This window comes from Neisseria subflava (genome assembly GCF_003044935.1).
GTDB classification, from domain to species: Bacteria; Pseudomonadota; Gammaproteobacteria; order Burkholderiales; family Neisseriaceae; genus Neisseria; species Neisseria subflava_E.
In genome coordinates this window covers 919036-933655 of the sequence record NZ_POXP01000001.1, presented here as the reverse complement: position 1 = coordinate 933655, position 14620 = coordinate 919036, and the positions used below count along the sequence as shown (strand labels likewise).

Annotated in this window: 15 protein-coding genes and 1 tRNA gene; 9 read left to right on the top strand and 7 right to left on the bottom strand. The window is 49.4% G+C overall.

What is annotated here, in order from left to right:
- Nucleotides 1-49 precede the first annotated feature (49 nt).
- Entirely contained in the window at nucleotides 50-1084 is a 1035-nt protein-coding gene (pyrC, locus tag DBY95_RS04515) for a dihydroorotase (RefSeq protein WP_107723519.1), read from the top strand.
- Nucleotides 1085-1215: 131 nt separating this feature from the next.
- Here pyrC and DBY95_RS04510 read toward each other — a convergent pair whose 3' ends face one another.
- A complete protein-coding gene (locus DBY95_RS04510) occupies nucleotides 1216-1779 on the bottom strand; it encodes an RBBP9/YdeN family alpha/beta hydrolase (protein ID WP_003681918.1) in 564 nt (187 codons plus the stop codon).
- A gap of 232 nt (nucleotides 1780-2011) precedes the next feature.
- A complete protein-coding gene (gene cysD / locus DBY95_RS04505; RefSeq protein WP_107723672.1) occupies nucleotides 2012-2944 on the bottom strand; it encodes a sulfate adenylyltransferase subunit CysD in 933 nt (310 codons plus the stop codon).
- 198 nt (nucleotides 2945-3142) lie between these two features.
- On the opposite strand from cysD, the gene trhA reads away from it, so the two are divergent.
- Entirely contained in the window at nucleotides 3143-3769 is a 627-nt protein-coding gene (trhA, locus tag DBY95_RS04500; protein WP_107723518.1) for a PAQR family membrane homeostasis protein TrhA, read from the top strand.
- 59 nt (nucleotides 3770-3828) lie between these two features.
- Here the strand turns inward: trhA and DBY95_RS04495 are convergent, their stop codons facing one another.
- Nucleotides 3829-5259, bottom strand: a complete 1431-nt coding sequence (locus tag DBY95_RS04495) for an alanine/glycine:cation symporter family protein (protein WP_107723517.1) — start codon at nucleotides 5257-5259, stop codon at nucleotides 3829-3831.
- Nucleotides 5260-5623: 364 nt separating this feature from the next.
- On the opposite strand from DBY95_RS04495, the gene DBY95_RS04490 reads away from it, so the two are divergent.
- Nucleotides 5624-6352 carry a YebC/PmpR family DNA-binding transcriptional regulator gene (locus tag DBY95_RS04490; protein ID WP_049329917.1) on the top strand — a complete coding sequence of 243 codons (729 nt, stop codon included), beginning with the start codon at nucleotides 5624-5626 and terminating at the stop codon, nucleotides 6350-6352.
- A 60-nt stretch (nucleotides 6353-6412) separates the two neighbouring features.
- Here DBY95_RS04490 and DBY95_RS04485 read toward each other — a convergent pair whose 3' ends face one another.
- The 4 genes from DBY95_RS04485 to tgt form a co-directional block, all read right to left on the bottom strand.
- Entirely contained in the window at nucleotides 6413-6904 is a 492-nt protein-coding gene (locus DBY95_RS04485) for a disulfide bond formation protein B (protein WP_039864291.1), read from the bottom strand.
- Between the two features lie 205 nt (nucleotides 6905-7109).
- The gene (locus DBY95_RS04475; protein WP_070843112.1) at nucleotides 7110-7508 is read right to left on the bottom strand and encodes a c-type cytochrome; all 399 of its coding nucleotides are present in this window, start codon (nucleotides 7506-7508) and stop codon (nucleotides 7110-7112) included.
- Nucleotides 7509-7628: 120 nt separating this feature from the next.
- Nucleotides 7629-8639, bottom strand: a complete 1011-nt coding sequence (hemH, locus tag DBY95_RS04470) for a ferrochelatase (RefSeq protein WP_107723516.1) — start codon at nucleotides 8637-8639, stop codon at nucleotides 7629-7631.
- An 85-nt stretch (nucleotides 8640-8724) separates the two neighbouring features.
- Nucleotides 8725-9840, bottom strand: coding sequence for a tRNA guanosine(34) transglycosylase Tgt (gene tgt, locus DBY95_RS04465; RefSeq protein WP_107723515.1), 1116 nt, complete (start codon nucleotides 9838-9840; stop codon nucleotides 8725-8727).
- Nucleotides 9841-10077: 237 nt separating this feature from the next.
- Between tgt and DBY95_RS04460 the strand changes: the two genes are divergently transcribed.
- From DBY95_RS04460 to pheS, 6 genes are all read left to right on the top strand, one after another.
- Nucleotides 10078-10154: transfer RNA gene (locus DBY95_RS04460), tRNA-Val, on the top strand.
- Between the two features lie 52 nt (nucleotides 10155-10206).
- Nucleotides 10207-12120: a threonine--tRNA ligase gene (gene thrS, locus DBY95_RS04455; protein WP_070843132.1), complete on the top strand. Its 1914-nt coding sequence runs from the start codon at nucleotides 10207-10209 to the stop codon at nucleotides 12118-12120.
- A 17-nt stretch (nucleotides 12121-12137) separates the two neighbouring features.
- Nucleotides 12138-12659 (top strand): translation initiation factor IF-3, encoded by a 522-nt coding sequence (gene infC / locus DBY95_RS04450; RefSeq protein ID WP_079453677.1) that lies wholly within the window; start codon nucleotides 12138-12140, stop codon nucleotides 12657-12659.
- 142 nt (nucleotides 12660-12801) lie between these two features.
- Complete coding sequence (gene rpmI / locus DBY95_RS04445; RefSeq protein ID WP_003675505.1) at nucleotides 12802-12999, top strand: 50S ribosomal protein L35; 198 nt, start codon at nucleotides 12802-12804, stop codon at nucleotides 12997-12999.
- A gap of 12 nt (nucleotides 13000-13011) precedes the next feature.
- Entirely contained in the window at nucleotides 13012-13371 is a 360-nt protein-coding gene (gene rplT, locus DBY95_RS04440) for a 50S ribosomal protein L20 (RefSeq protein WP_107723514.1), read from the top strand.
- Between the two features lie 248 nt (nucleotides 13372-13619).
- Nucleotides 13620-14609: a phenylalanine--tRNA ligase subunit alpha gene (gene pheS, locus DBY95_RS04435; RefSeq protein ID WP_003683075.1), complete on the top strand. Its 990-nt coding sequence runs from the start codon at nucleotides 13620-13622 to the stop codon at nucleotides 14607-14609.
- The last annotated feature ends 11 nt before the right edge of the window (nucleotides 14610-14620 follow it).

Genomic DNA, 14620 nt, shown 5'->3' with positions numbered 1-14620 from the left:
ATAAAGGCCGTCTGAAACATTATCAAACCAAACCACTCGAAAGTAAGCTATGCAAACCCTGACCATCATCCGTCCCGACGATATGCACTTACACCTGCGCGACGGCGACGCACTCAAAGCCGTTGCCCCGTACACCGCCCGACAAATGGGCCGCGCGGTTATCATGCCCAACCTGAAGCCGCCCGTCATCAGCGTTGCCGATGCCCAAGCATACAAAGAGCGCATTATGGCCGCCCTGCCTGAAGGCAGCACCTTCCAGCCGTTGATGACGCTTTATTTGACCGACAACGCCACGCCCGAACTCGTGCGTGAAGCCAAAGCTGCCGGTATTGTGGCTTTTAAACTCTATCCTGCAGGCGCGACCACCAATTCCGATTCCGGCGTGACCGACTTGTTTAAGCTGATTCCCGTGTTGGAAGAAATGGCGAAACAGGGCATTTTGTTCTTGGTTCACGGCGAAGTCACTGATCCTGAAATTGATATTTTCGACCGCGAGGCTGCCTTTATCGAGCGCGTGATGAAGCCAGTTTTAACACAAGTGCCCAACCTCAAAGTCGTGTTTGAACACATCACTACTGCCGAGGCTGCCCGACTGGTATTGGAAGCCGGCGATAATGTGGCTGCGTCTGTGACGCCGCAACACTTGCTGCTCAACCGCAACGACCTTTTGGTCGGAGGCGTGCGCCCTCATCATTTCTGCTTGCCGGTTCTCAAACGCGAAACCCACCGTCAGGCTTTGGTTGCCGCTGTTACCGGCGATAAGGCGCACAAATTCTTCCTCGGCACGGACTCTGCGCCACATGCCAAAACTGCCAAAGAAAATGCTTGCGGTTGCGCCGGTATGTTCAGCGCGATGACTGCCATTGAGCTTTATGCCGAAGTGTTTGAGAAAGCAGGCGCGTTGGATAAACTGGAAGCCTTTGCTTCTAAAAACGGCCCGCGTTTCTACGGTCTGCCTGAAAATTCCGATACCATCACATTGGTCAAACAAACGCAAACCGTTCCTGCCAGCGTACCTTACGGCGATGGTGAGCTTGTACCGATGAGGGCCGGCGGCGAGATTGAATGGACGGTGCAATATTAAATTTGCCGTCAATGAGGCATAAAAAGAAACAACCTGCTTGAAAGGGCAGGTTGTTTTTTATTGTCGTTCAGACGGCCTGTTATGGGGAGGGAAGACAAACAAGGCCGTCTGAAAACTGGATTAGTGTGTGTTTATTCGGTCAACATGGGTTTCAGTGCTTCCCAAGCCTGTGGCAGTTGGGTAAAGCCGTCCGAAGCCATCAAATGGCCGCCTTCGGGAATATGGGTAACAGGACTTTTGAGTTTGGCCGCCATGTCCAAAGTCAATTCGGGCGGAACATGGGTGTCGTTGTCGGAAACCAGACAGTGTTTGGGCATGTCGATTTTGCGCAGGATGTCGAAATCGGGGGACGCTGCTTTAATGTAGGCATCGAGTGCAGGCAGGGGCGGCAGCGTATCGGCAAAACCGGCAGCAAGCAGCAGGCCGCCGATTTTTTGCGGTTGTTGGCGGCTGAGGAAGTGAAGGAGGGTAATGCAGCCGAGACTGTGGCCGACTAGGAAGGTATGGGCATCGGGCTTGCCGATGTGCTGGTCAAGGGTAAACTGCCACGCGGTCGTGCTTGGTTTGTCGGGATTGGGCATGGCGAGGGAGATTGCTTGTGCGCCGGTGCTTTTGACTTGGGCGCAAAGCCAGTCAAACCAGTTGCCGTGCGGATTGCCTTCAAAGCCATGTACGATATAAACGCGTCGATTCATGTTTTTCCTCCTTCAGACGGCCTGAGACTTTTGTCTAAATCTCTGCCTGTAAGCGTTCATTATACCATGTTTGTTTATGTTTTATTGTTTGTCGCTTGGTAAGGATGGTCGATTAAGCTTTTGTTGTTAAATGATATTTGCAAGAATAATAAAGCAAACAACACGGCAGGGGCTGATGGCGTTGCCGTGTTGTTCGGGTTTGAAATATATAGGGGCCGTCTGAAAAAACGGTTTAGAAATAGCCTTGTTTTTTGCGCTCTTCCATTGCCGCTTCCGATACGCGGTCGTCCATGCGCGTGGCGCTGCGTTCGGAAATGGTCGCGGCGGCGGTTTCGGCAATGATGTCTTCGGGTGTGGCGGCGGTGCTGGCAACCGGGCAGGTGCAGGAAATATCGCCGACGGTGCGGAAACGGACATCGCGGATTTGGGCAACTTCTCCTTCGCGTTTTGGGGTCAACGGGGTAACGGGAACGAGCAGGCCGTTGCGTTCGACAACTTCGCGTTTGTGGGTGTAATAAATCGGCGGCAATGCGAGTTTTTCGCGTGCGATGTATTGCCAGATATCCAATTCCGTCCAGTTGGAAATCGGGAACACGCGCATGTTTTCGCCTTGGAACAGGCGCGTATTGTAGAGCGACCATAATTCAGGACGTTGGTTTTTGGGATCCCATTGGCCGAACTCGTCGCGGAAAGAGAAGATGCGTTCTTTGGCGCGCGCTTTTTCTTCATCGCGGCGTGCGCCGCCCATCAGCGCATCAAAGCCTTGTTCTTCAATGGTTTCAACTAGCGTAACGGCTTGGGCGGCGTTGCGCGAATCGGTTTCGCGACGCAAGACGACGCTGCCTTTGCGGATAGACTCTTCTACGCTGCCGACCACAAGTTGTACGCCGGTGCGTGCGACCGTGTCGTCGCGGAACCGGATGACTTCGGGGTAATTATGGCCGGTATCGACGTGCAGGAGTTTGAACGGCAGCTTCAGCGGGCGGCCTTCGATTTGGAAGGCTTTGACGGCAAGCGCCAGCAATACGACGGAGTCTTTACCGCCGGAAAACAGCAAGGCCGGATTTTGGGCATTGGCAATGACTTCGCGGATGATGTAGATAGACTCGGCTTCGAGCCAGTCGAGGTGGTGGTTTTGGATGGACATTTTTTCTCTCTTTGCAATCTTGGCGATAGTCGATACTTTAGTGAGGCCGTCTGAAAAAGGGAAAGAATGGTTTGTTTGTTGCAAAGATGTTTTTGTTATATTGCGAGGCCGTGTTTTTCAGACGGCCTTTGCGCTTTAACTTATTTTTAAACCGATTTCTCTGACGAAGCCTCTGTCTTCGCGTACACTTTGGTTTTTTAGAAATGAGAATGGTTCATGTATCACGGCGAGAGATTTAATGCGTACAGCCATTTGGCCGGTTTCTTATTGGCAGTGGCGGCCTTGGTGCTGATGCTGGTGAAAGCGGTGGAATCGGCGGACGGCTATCGGATTGCCGGTGCACTGACTTACGGAATCTGCCTGCTGCTTCTGTATTTGGGTTCAACCTTATACCACAGTATTCCGCAGCCGAAAGCCAAGGCGATTTTGCAAAAGGTCGATCATTGTATGATTTATCTTTTGATTGCAGGCAGCTATACGCCGTTTACGCTGATTACCCTTCACGGCGGCTGGGGCTGGTCGCTTTTCGGCGTGTCGTGGGGACTGGCTTTGCTGGGCATTGTTCAAGAGCTGACGGTTGGGCGCAAAAGCGAGAAACGGCTGCTGTCGATGGTGATTTATGTGTTGATGGGCTGGCTGATTGTGGTGGCGGTATGGCCGCTGATACAGTCGCTTTCGACCGGTGGATTATTTTGGCTGGTGTTGGGCGGCGTATTGTATAGCGCGGGGATTTATTGGTTTATCAACGATACGAAAATCCGCCACGGCCACGGTATCTGGCACTTATTTGTCTTGGCAGGCAGTTTGACGCAATTTATCAGCATTTATTTTTATGTGTTGTAGTTTCAGACGGCCTGAAATAAAAAAACCTCTCAGTTTGACTGAGAGGTTTTTGTTTGTCGTTAACCTGGGTTTTTGTCGTGGAATTCGTGGAATTCGTAGTTGTAGGTCAACTCTTTGCCGGCTTTGGTTTGCGCCAGATAATCGTCGTAAACCGCACGGATTTCCTTACGTAGCAGGAAGAGGGCGATTAAGTTCGGCAAGACCATAAAGCCGTTGAACATATCGGACATACTCCAAACCAAATCCACTTTGCCCAAGGTACCCAGTACGATGGCCACCAAAACCAGTGCACGGTAGATGCCCAAGTGTTTGCCGCGGAACAGGAAGCGGATATTGGATTCGCCGAAGTAGTACCAGCCGATGATGGTGGTAAAGGCGAAGAAGGTCAGACAGACGGCGAGCAGTTGCGAACCGAAACCCGGAAAGGCTTTGTTAAAAGCCAGTTGGGTAACCGCAGCACCGGTTTCGCCGGACAGGTTGGCATCGGTCAGCAGGATAATCAGCGCGGTTGCTGTGCAGACCATCAGCGTATCGATAAAGATACCGATAAATGCGGCCATACCTTGTTGCACAGGGTGTTTGACGTTGGCAGTCGCATGAGCGTGCGGGGTCGAACCCATACCGGCTTCATTGGAAAACAGGCCACGTGCCACGCCAAAACGGACGGCCTCGCGCATACCGATACCGGCCGCACCGCCCAATACCGCTTCAGGATTGAAGGCGGCAACAAAGATACTGTGGAACATCGGGATGATGTGGTCGGAGAATTTGAACAAAATAATCACGGCACACAAGATGTAAATTACCGCCATAAACGGCACGACAAATTGCGCGATACCGGCAATGCGGTTGATACCGCCGATGATGATCAGGCCGGCGAATACTGCCAAAGCAATGCCGACAGCCATCGGAGGAATATCGAAAGCCAAATTCATGGCCGAGGCGATGGAATTGGATTGGGTTGCGTTGCCGATGAAGCCCAGCGCAATAATCAAGGCGATGGAGAAAAAGCCGGACAGGAAACGCGCCGCGCCCCGGCCGATTTTCGGGGTCAGACCGTGCGTGATGTAAAACGCAGGGCCGCCGATGTATTTGCCGTGGCTGACCACGCGGTATTTTTGCGCCAAAACGGCTTCTGCAAAAATGGTAGACATGCCCAAAATGGCAGACAACCACATCCAAAAAATGGCACCCGGGCCGCCGGCAGTAATCGCAGTGGCGACACCGGCAACGTTACCGGTACCGATTTGCGCGGAAATCGCTACGGCAAGCGCTTGAAATTGAGACAGGGATTTGCCTTCGTGGTCTTTGTCTTTTTTGCTGAACAAGCCGCCGAAAACGGATTTGAAACCTGTTCCTAATTTGGTCACTTGCGGCGCGCCCAAGTACAGGGTAAAAAACAGGCCAATACCGATTAAGGCATAAATCAGCAGGTAGTCCCAAAGAACCAGATTGACTGCACCCACCAGAGCAGACAATATTTCTTCCATAATAAAACCTTTAATAAAAACAATAAAAATAAAATGATACGGGTAACTACTCCCACTCATTTTTCGCGTTTGGCAATATCGGCGAGCAGGCCGTTTTGCCATTCGATACCGGTTAAGTTGTTAACAATTTTGACCGATTTTGTCATCATACCGTAAACCTTCGTGAATTAAAACGAAAAACTGACAAAGGTTTGCCGCAAATGTGCTTCTTTATTTAAAAAAGTTTCTTTGTTTTCAGACGGCCTGTTTTTGCAAATATTCGGGCCGTCTGAATATTTTGGCTAAAGGCAACTTATGATAAAATGCACGCCTTACAAATGAAGCAAATTCCGCCTCAGCGCGTGAAAAAACGAAAGGAATCAACATGGCAGGCCATAGTAAGTGGGCAAATATCCAACACAAAAAAGCCCGACAAGATGCCAAACGCGGCAAAATCTTCACCCGTCTGATTAAAGAAATTACCGTTGCTGCCCGCATGGGCGGCGGCGATCCCGGCGCGAACCCGCGCCTGCGCCTGGCTTTGGAAAAAGCCGCTGAAAACAATATGCCTAAAGACAACGTGCAACGTGCCATCGACAAAGGTACGGGCAATCTGGAAGGCGTGGAATACATCGAGTTGCGTTACGAAGGCTACGGCATCGGCGGCGCGGCTTTGATGGTGGACTGTCTGACCGACAACAAAACCCGTACCGTTGCCGATGTGCGCCATGCGTTCACTAAAAACGGCGGTAACTTGGGTACCGACGGCTGCGTAGCGTTCAACTTCGTTCATCAAGGCTATTTGGTGTTTGAACCGGGCGTTGACGAAGATGCGCTGATGGAAGCAGCTTTGGAAGCCGGTGCGGAAGATGTCATCACCAACGACGACGGTTCCATCGAAGTGATTACCGCGCCGAACGACTGGGCCGGTGTGAAATCGGCTTTGGAAGCCGCAGGCTACAAATCTGTTGACGGCGACGTTACCATGCGCGCCCAAAACGAAACTGAATTGAGCGGCGAAGATGCGGTTAAGATGCAAAAACTGATTGACGCATTGGAAGATTTGGACGACGTACAAGACGTTTACACTTCTGCCGTGTTGAATCTGGACTAAACAGTTTAAAGAACAAAAGGCCGTCTGAAATTTCAGACGGCCTTTTTATATCGAAACCAATCAGATTTTTCTGGTTTTCAACCAAGCCCAAAGCAGCAGCAATACCACGAAGCTGAAATACAAAATACTCCACACCGGTAGGGCGACGCCGAATAGATAGTCCGGCTCGGCGCAGTTGCCAAAGCCGCGGACGATAGGTTCAAACCAATCGAACAAAGGCCAGTCGCGCAGGCGGAAGGTCCAAGGTGCGCCGCAAGAAGGGGCGGTGCCGGGCGGCAGGCTTTGCAGCCAAATTTGATAGGCGGCGACACCGGCGCCGTAAACGGCCGGAGCGGCAATCAACAATGCCGAGAGCGAGCGGGCAAATTTGGAAGATTGAGAACTGAATGCCGTAACAATGGCCAACAGCCCGACTGCCAATACGCACAAGCGTTGCAGGATGCACAATACGCACGGGTTCATGCCCAAAACGTATTGGGAAATAAAGGAGCCGCAGGCGGCAAATATGGAGAGGACGACTAAAAATAAAACAGTCTTGCGGAAAAAGTTCATGACATAAAACCTTTCAGACGGCCTGGACGCAAAACAGCCGATAAATAATGTTTACTTTAACACAAAACGCATATGCTTTTTTTGGTTTGATGGTTTTTTGCGTATGTTTGTTGATGATGCGTAACCATAAATATGGAAACAAGAATATGTTCCATATCGAAAAGGCCGTCTGAAATATTCAGACGGCCTTTAGGGGAGAGACGTTTTATTTTTTCCCGTGAGATTTTTTGACATCTGCTTCAGTAATCGTACCGCCGCCATTATTGAAGGCGTTCATGATGTAAGTGGCAACGGCGGCAACATCGGCATCGTTGATGGCGGTAGAAGGCATAAAGCCGTTGTAGGATTTGCCGTTTACTTTAATCGAGCCGTTGATGCCTTTGGTCATACTTTGCAACAGCACTTGCGGTTTTTTATTGATATAGTCGGACTGGAATAAAGGTGGGAACATGGCGCCACGGCCTTCGCCCTTTTTGCCGTGGCAGGCGGCGCAGTTGGTTTCGTAAATCTTTTGTCCTTTGCTCATCAGCGTGGCATCAGCGGCAAAAGCGGTTGGGATGCTGAGTGCGGTCAGGAGGAGCAGGATAGGGCGGAGTGCAGTCATGATGTGTTCCTTTTTGAGTAGTGTTTTTGATGGCTACACGCTTGGTTTGCGTTTGAATAACTTGATGATAACGCTAAAGGCCGTCTGAAAGTGGATTTTTCAGACGGCCTTTGGTTTAGGTCAAATCCAGCCTTGCAGATTGGCCCGGCTTAATTGGGCAAGTGCGGCAATCCAGTCGGCGGAATCGTTGAGGCAGGGGATGTAACGGTATTCTTTGCCGCCGGCGGCGTGGAATTGTTCGCGTCCCATAATGGCGATTTCTTCCATGGTTTCGAGGCAGTCGGCCATGAAACCGGGGCAGAAGACGTCGAGTTTGGTCGTGCCTTGCTTGGGAAGTTGGTCAAACAGGGCTTGCGTGCTGGGCTTGACCCATTGGGATTTACCAAACTGGCTTTGGAAAGAAACGATGTATTCTTGTTCGGACAAGCCCAATGCCTGCGCCAGCAGTTTGGCAGTATGGTGGCACTCGTCAGGATAGGGGTCGCCGTCATCGTGATGTTTTTGCGGAATACCGTGGAAACTCAACATCAGTTTTTCGCCGCGTCCGTTTTGGGTCCAATAGGCTTCAATATGCTGCTTCATGGCTTGAATATAGGCGGCATCGTCGTAATAACGGGAGACAGTGCGGACGCTCATTTGGTTGCGTTGCAGCAATAACTCTTGGAACACTTTATCCAAAGCCGCGCCGGTAGAAGAGCCGGCATATTGCGGATAGAGCGGAATGACCAGCAATTTGCCCACGCCTTGGGCTTTGAGTTCCGCCAAAACGTCGGCAACGCTTGGATTGCCGTAAGTCATGGCATGACGGACGATGACATCGGGCAAATGTTTGGCTAGGGCTTCTGCTTGGCGGTGTGTGTAAACCTCAAGCGGCGAACCTTCTTTAAACCAAACTTTTTCATAGGCGTGCGCGCTTTTTTTCGGGCGAAAAGTCAATACCAAGCCGCGCAATATCGGTTGCCATAAGAGCTTGGGCAGTTCGACAACGCGTTGATCAGACAGAAATTCTTTCAAGTAAGGCTTGACTGCGGCAGCCGTCGGCGCGTCAGGCGTGCCGAGGTTGAGCAGCAGGACGGCGGTACGGTTTTGTGCGGTGTAGGCTAAGGGCGGTTCGGTATGGAAACGGGACATGATTGTGCTTTATTAATTAAGAATATTGAGGCCGTCTGAAAAGCAGTTTGAATCCAAACCTGATTTCAGACGGCCTTTTAAAGGATTAATCCACACCGCGGGCGCGGTTTTCATGGAATTGCGCCTGCCAATCGGCAAATTTGCCTTGCTCGATGGCTTCGCGCATTTCTGCCATGATGACTTGGTAGAAGTGCAGATTGTGAATGGTGTTGAGCTGTGCGCCCAGGATTTCGCCGACACGGTGCAGATGGTGCAGGTAGGAGCGGCTGAAATTCTGACAGGCGTAGCAGGTGCAGCTTTCATCAATCGGACGCTTGTCGAGTTTGTGTTTGGCGTTTTTGATCTTCAAATCGCCAAAACGGGTAAACAGCCAGCCGTTACGTGCATTGCGGGTAGGCATAACGCAGTCGAACATATCCACGCCGTGTGCCACGCCGTACACTAAGTCTTCAGGCGTGCCGACGCCCATCAAATAATGAGGTTTGTGTTCCGGCAGGATAGGGCCGACGGCGCGCAACATACGGTACATTTCGGGCTTAGGTTCGCCAACGGACAAGCCGCCGATGGCCAAGCCGGGGAAGTCGAGCTCTTCCAAGCCTTTCAGCGATTCTTCGCGCAAATCTTCATACATCGCGCCTTGGACAATACCAAACAGCGCATTCGGGTTTTTCAGGTCTTCAAAAGCCTTTTTGCTTCGTTCCGCCCAGCGCAGGCTCATTTGCAGCGATTTTTGCGCTTGGCTGTGCGTTGCTTCGCCAGGGGTGCATTCGTCCAACTGCATCACGATGTCGGAATTCAACACGGTTTGGATTTTCATCGACACTTCGGGCGAGAGGAACAGTTTGTCGCCGTTGATCGGGCTTTGGAATGTACAGCCTTCTTCGGTCAGCTTGCGCATATCGGACAACGAAAATACTTGGAAACCACCCGAGTCGGTCAAAATCGGTTTATTCCAACCGATAAATTCGTGCAGGCCGCCGAATTGTTCGATGACTTCCAAACCTGGGCGCAGCCACAGATGGTAAGTGTTGCCTAAAATGATTTGTGCTTTGATGTCATGCAGGTTTTGCGGGTTCATCGCTTTGACTGAACCGTAAGTACCGACAGGCATAAATACCGGCGTTTCGATTTTGCCGTGGTTCAGTTCCAAAGTGCCACGTCGGGCATGACCGTCTTTTTTGTGTAAGGTAAATTTGAGCATAGTAATAATAGATTGGACGTTCGCGTGTGTGCGAAATGAAAGGGCAGATTATAAAGGATTTTTCGTTGGTTGACGGCCGGATTTTATCTTTGTCAAAACAATGCTTCAGACGGCCTGAATGACGGAGGAAATAAAAAATGAGGTATAAATCAAACAAAAATATTCAGGCCGTCTGAAAAGTATTTACAGATGCTTGCAAAAGGGAACACGCTTCGTTACAATAAGCGACTTAGATGAAGGCACATAGCTCAGTTGGTTAGAGCACCACCTTGACATGGTGGGGGTCGTTGGTTCGAGTCCAATTGTGCCTACCAAATTTCCATAACGGCTTTATGCCGTTATTTTTTAATGTTTTGGAGCTTTCTGATGTTGAACATTACCTTGCCGGACGGTTCGGTCCGCCAATATGAATCACCCGTTACCGTGGCGCAAATTGCAGCGTCTATCGGTGCAGGTCTGGCAAAGGCAACGGTAGCGGGCAAGGTTAACGGTAAATTGGTGGATGCTTGCGATCCGATTACCGAAGATGCCCACGTTCAAATCATTACGCCTAAAGACAAAGAAGGCGTGGAAATTATCCGCCACTCCTGCGCGCACTTGGTCGGTCATGCGGTCAAGCAGCTCTACCCAGATGCAAAAATGGTTATCGGCCCGGTGATTGAAGACGGATTCTATTACGATATTGCAACTGAAAAACCATTTACGCCTGATGATGTGGCCGCTATCGAAGCGCGCATGAAAGAGTTGATTGCACAAGACTATGACGTCATTAAAGTGATGACGCCTCGTGCAGAAACCGTCAAAATTTTCCAAGATCGCGGCGAAGAGTACAAATTGCGTCTGATTGAAGATATGCCTGAAGTGGAAGCAATGGGTATGTATCATCATCAAGAATACGTCGATATGTGCCGCGGTCCTCATGTTCCCAATACCCGTTTCTTGAAAAACTTTAAGCTGACCAAGCTGGCAGGCGCATACTGGCGCGGCGACAGCAATAATGAAATGTTGCAACGTATTTACGGTACGGCTTGGGCAAGTAAAGACGAATTGAAGGCTTATATCCAACGCATCGAGGAAGCGGAAAAACGCGACCACCGTAAGCTGGGTAAACAATTGGATTTGTTCCACCTGCAAGATGAAGCACCGGGTATGGTGTTCTGGCATCCTAAAGGCTGGGCTTTGTGGCAAGTGATTGAGCAGCATATGCGCAAAGAGCTGAATGCTGCCGGTTATAAAGAGGTGAAAACGCCTCAGATTATGGATAAAACCTTCTGGGAAAAATCCGGCCACTGGGAAAACTATAAAGACAATATGTTCGTGACCAGTTCCGAAAAACGCGAATACGCGGTTAAACCGATGAACTGTCCGGGTCATGTGCAAATTTTCAATAACGGTTTGCGCTCATATCGCGATTTGCCAATGCGTTTGGCCGAGTTCGGTTCTTGCCACCGCAATGAACCAAGCGGTGCATTGCATGGTCTGATGCGTGTTCGCGGTTTTGTGCAAGATGATGCGCATATTTTCTGTACTGAAGATCAAATCGTTGATGAAGCACGCGCATTCAATGAATTGTTGGTTCGCATTTACAAACAATTCGGCTTCCATGATGTTGCTGTGAAGCTGTCCCTCCGCCCTGAACAACGTGCAGGTTCTGACGAAGTTTGGGATAAGGCCGAACAAGGTCTGCGTGATGCATTGACCGCTTGCGGCGTGGAGTGGGAAGAATTGCCTGGCGAAGGCGCATTCTATGGTCCTAAGATTGAATACCATGTTAAAGATGCCTTGGGTCGCTCTTGGCAGTGCGGTACCCTGCAGTTGGACTTTGTATTGCCGGAGCGTTTAAATGCAGAATATGTAACAGAAAACAACGACCGTGCGCGTCCTGTAATGTTGCACCGTGCTATTTTGGGTTCATTGGAGCGCTTCATCGGTATTCTGATTGAAAACCATGCAGGTTCATTCCCATTGTGGCTTGCGCCGGTTCAAATGGTGATTATGAATATCACCGAGAACCAAGCAGATTATTGTCGCGAAGTGGCTGCCAAATTGCAGGCAGCTGGCTTCCGTGTCGAATTGGATTTGCGTAACGAAAAAATCGGTTACAAAATCCGCGACAACAGCCAATATCGTTTCCCTTATCAAATCGTTGTCGGCGATAAAGAGAAACAAGAAAACAAAGTTGCGGTACGCCGCAAAGCAGAAGACTTGGGTTCTTTGAATGTAGATGATTTTATTGCACAATTGCAGCAAGAAATCACTGACGCCCTCGTCAATCATTAATTTTTATAGGAGTATTCATCATCGCTCAAGAACGCGAAGCACGAATCAATGGTGAAATTACCGCCAAAGAAGTGCGATTAATTAGTGAGTCAGGCGATCAGCTTGGTGTCGTTTCAGTTCGTGAAGCTCTGGCTATGGCCGAAGAGCAAGATGTCGATTTGGTAGAAATTTCCCCAACTGCCAAACCGCCCGTATGCAAACTGATGGATTACGGTAAATACAAATACCAACAAGCCAAGAAGCGCGACGAAGCCAAGAAAAACCAAAAGCAGGTACAAATCAAGGAAATTAAATTCCGTCCGGGTACTGATGAAGGCGACTATCAAATCAAGATGCGCAACATCAACCGTTTTCTTGCCGATGGTGATAAAGTCAAAGTGACATTGCGTTTCCGCGGTCGTGAGATGGCCCATCAACAATTGGGTGCCCAACTGCTTGAACGCGTAAAAGAAGAGTTGGCTGAAGTGGCACAAATCGAGTCCTTCCCTAAAATGGAAGGTCGTCAAATGGTGATGATGATTGCGCCTAAGAAAAAATAAAGCTATAATGCAAGGCTTATTTCGATTGCCGCTCGAAATAAGGTTTAATTAGCGGCAAAAACCGTGGTATTTTGGGATCCAAGTGTTTGAAATTTATTTCAAAACCCCTTATACCTTATCTAATAACGAATGGAGTTTTCCAATGCCTAAAATGAAAACCAAGTCTAGCGCGAAAAAACGCTTTAAAGTACTGGGTAACGGTGGTGTAAAACGCGGTCATGCGTTCAAAAGTCACATCCTGACCAAAAAAACCACTAAAACTAAACGTCAATTGCGCGGCACCGCTATGGTGGATTCACGCGATTTGGCTTCTGTTGCTAAAATGTTGCCCTACGCTTAAGGAGTTTAGAATATGCCACGCGTAAAACGCGGTGTTACCGCTCGTGCTCGTCACCAAAAAGTCTTCGCGTTAGCCAAAGGCTACCGCGGTCGTCGTAAAAACGTTTACCGTGTTGCCAAACAAGCGGTAATGAAAGCCGGTCAATACGCATACCGTGACCGTCGCCAACGCAAACGTCAATTCCGTCAACTGTGGATCGTTCGTATCAACGCAGGTGCCCGTGAAAATGGTCTGTCTTACAGCAAATTCATGAACGGCCTGAAACGCGCTGCTATCGAAATCGACCGCAAAGTATTAGCTGATTTGGCTGTATTCGACAAAGCTACATTTGCACAATTAGTTGAAAAAGCTAAAGCTGCTTTGGCTGCTTAATTCGATAAGATTATTTAAAAAGGAAGCTTATGCTTCCTTTTTTCTTTTCTTAAAGAAATCCTATGTAGTTGATTTTCTTTCTTTAAACTCTATTTTTTTATACTAATTTGCGATAAAATAGGCCTCTCTTATCAAACGGATTGGCCGCAGTAAGACAAAAGGCCGTCTGAACGGGTTTGCAATCAAATCCAACAGACGGCTTTGTTGTTTCAGACGGCCTGCCATCAACAAACAGACGATAAACCACTATGGAAAATGTAAACCGTATCGTTGCAGAAGGTATTGCCGCTATTGAAGCCGCGCAAGACTTCAATGCCTTAGAACAAATTAAAGCACGCTATCTTGGTAAAACCGGCGAATTGACCGGACTTTTGAAAACTTTGGGTCAAATGTCTCCTGAAGAGCGTAAAACCATAGGCGCGCACATCAACGAATGCAAAAATCAGTTTCAGACGGCCTTTAATGCCAAACGCGATGCCCTGAATGAAGCCAAGCTACAAGCTCAATTGGCTGCAGAAGCCTTGGATATTACTTTGCCGGGCCGTGCACAAGAACATGGCGGTTTGCATCCGGTTACTTTGACTTTGCAACGTGTGGTCGAGCTGTTTCACGGTATGGGTTTTGAAGTGGCGGACGGCCCTGAAATCGAAGACGATTTCCACAATTTCCAAGCCTTGAATATTCCTGCAAATCACCCAGCGCGTGCGATGCAAGATACTTTCTACGTTGAAAACGGCGACGTTTTGCGCACACACACTTCGCCTATTCAAATCCGCTATATGCTCGACAAAAAAGAGCCGCCTATCCGCATTATTGCCCCTGGCCGCGTTTACCGTGTGGACAGTGATGCCACTCACTCGCCTATGTTCCATCAGGCCGAAGGTTTGTGGGTAGAAGAGGGCGTAACTTTTGCCGATTTGAAAGCAGTGTTCACTGATTTTATCCGTCGCTTCTTTGAACGCGATGACCTGCAAGTACGTTTCCGTCCGTCTTTCTTCCCGTTCACCGAGCCTTCTGCCGAAATCGACATCATGGGCGAAAACGGCAAATGGTTGGAAGTCGGCGGCTGTGGCATGGTACATCCTAACGTGTTGAAAAACGTCAATATCGACCCTGAAAAATATACCGGTTTCGCTTTCGGTATCGGTCTCGACCGCTTTGCCATGTTGCGCTACAACGTCAATGACCTGCGCTTGTTCTTCGATAATGATTTGAACTTTTTGAAGCAGTTTAAGTAATTTTCAGACGC

What these genes read in the sequence shown, in the direction of transcription:
- DBY95_RS04495 (WP_107723517.1), bottom strand. Translation starts at nt 5,259, where the DNA reads ATGGAAGAAATATTGTCTGCTCTGGTGGGTGCAGTCAATCTGGTTCTT.
- DBY95_RS04490 (WP_049329917.1), top strand. Translation starts at nt 5,624, where the DNA reads ATGGCAGGCCATAGTAAGTGGGCAAATATCCAACACAAAAAAGCCCGA.
- DBY95_RS04510 (WP_003681918.1), bottom strand. Translation starts at nt 1,779, where the DNA reads ATGAATCGACGCGTTTATATCGTACATGGCTTTGAAGGCAATCCGCAC.
- hemH (WP_107723516.1), bottom strand. Translation starts at nt 8,639, where the DNA reads ATGTCCCGTTTCCATACCGAACCGCCCTTAGCCTACACCGCACAAAAC.
- pyrC (WP_107723519.1), top strand. Translation starts at nt 50, where the DNA reads ATGCAAACCCTGACCATCATCCGTCCCGACGATATGCACTTACACCTG.
- rpmI (WP_003675505.1), top strand. Translation starts at nt 12,802, where the DNA reads ATGCCTAAAATGAAAACCAAGTCTAGCGCGAAAAAACGCTTTAAAGTA.
- DBY95_RS04485 (WP_039864291.1), bottom strand. Translation starts at nt 6,904, where the DNA reads ATGAACTTTTTCCGCAAGACTGTTTTATTTTTAGTCGTCCTCTCCATA.
- thrS (WP_070843132.1), top strand. Translation starts at nt 10,207, where the DNA reads ATGTTGAACATTACCTTGCCGGACGGTTCGGTCCGCCAATATGAATCA.
- tgt (WP_107723515.1), bottom strand. Translation starts at nt 9,840, where the DNA reads ATGCTCAAATTTACCTTACACAAAAAAGACGGTCATGCCCGACGTGGC.
- DBY95_RS04475 (WP_070843112.1), bottom strand. Translation starts at nt 7,508, where the DNA reads ATGACTGCACTCCGCCCTATCCTGCTCCTCCTGACCGCACTCAGCATC.
- trhA (WP_107723518.1), top strand. Translation starts at nt 3,143, where the DNA reads ATGTATCACGGCGAGAGATTTAATGCGTACAGCCATTTGGCCGGTTTC.
- pheS (WP_003683075.1), top strand. Translation starts at nt 13,620, where the DNA reads ATGGAAAATGTAAACCGTATCGTTGCAGAAGGTATTGCCGCTATTGAA.
- rplT (WP_107723514.1), top strand. Translation starts at nt 13,012, where the DNA reads ATGCCACGCGTAAAACGCGGTGTTACCGCTCGTGCTCGTCACCAAAAA.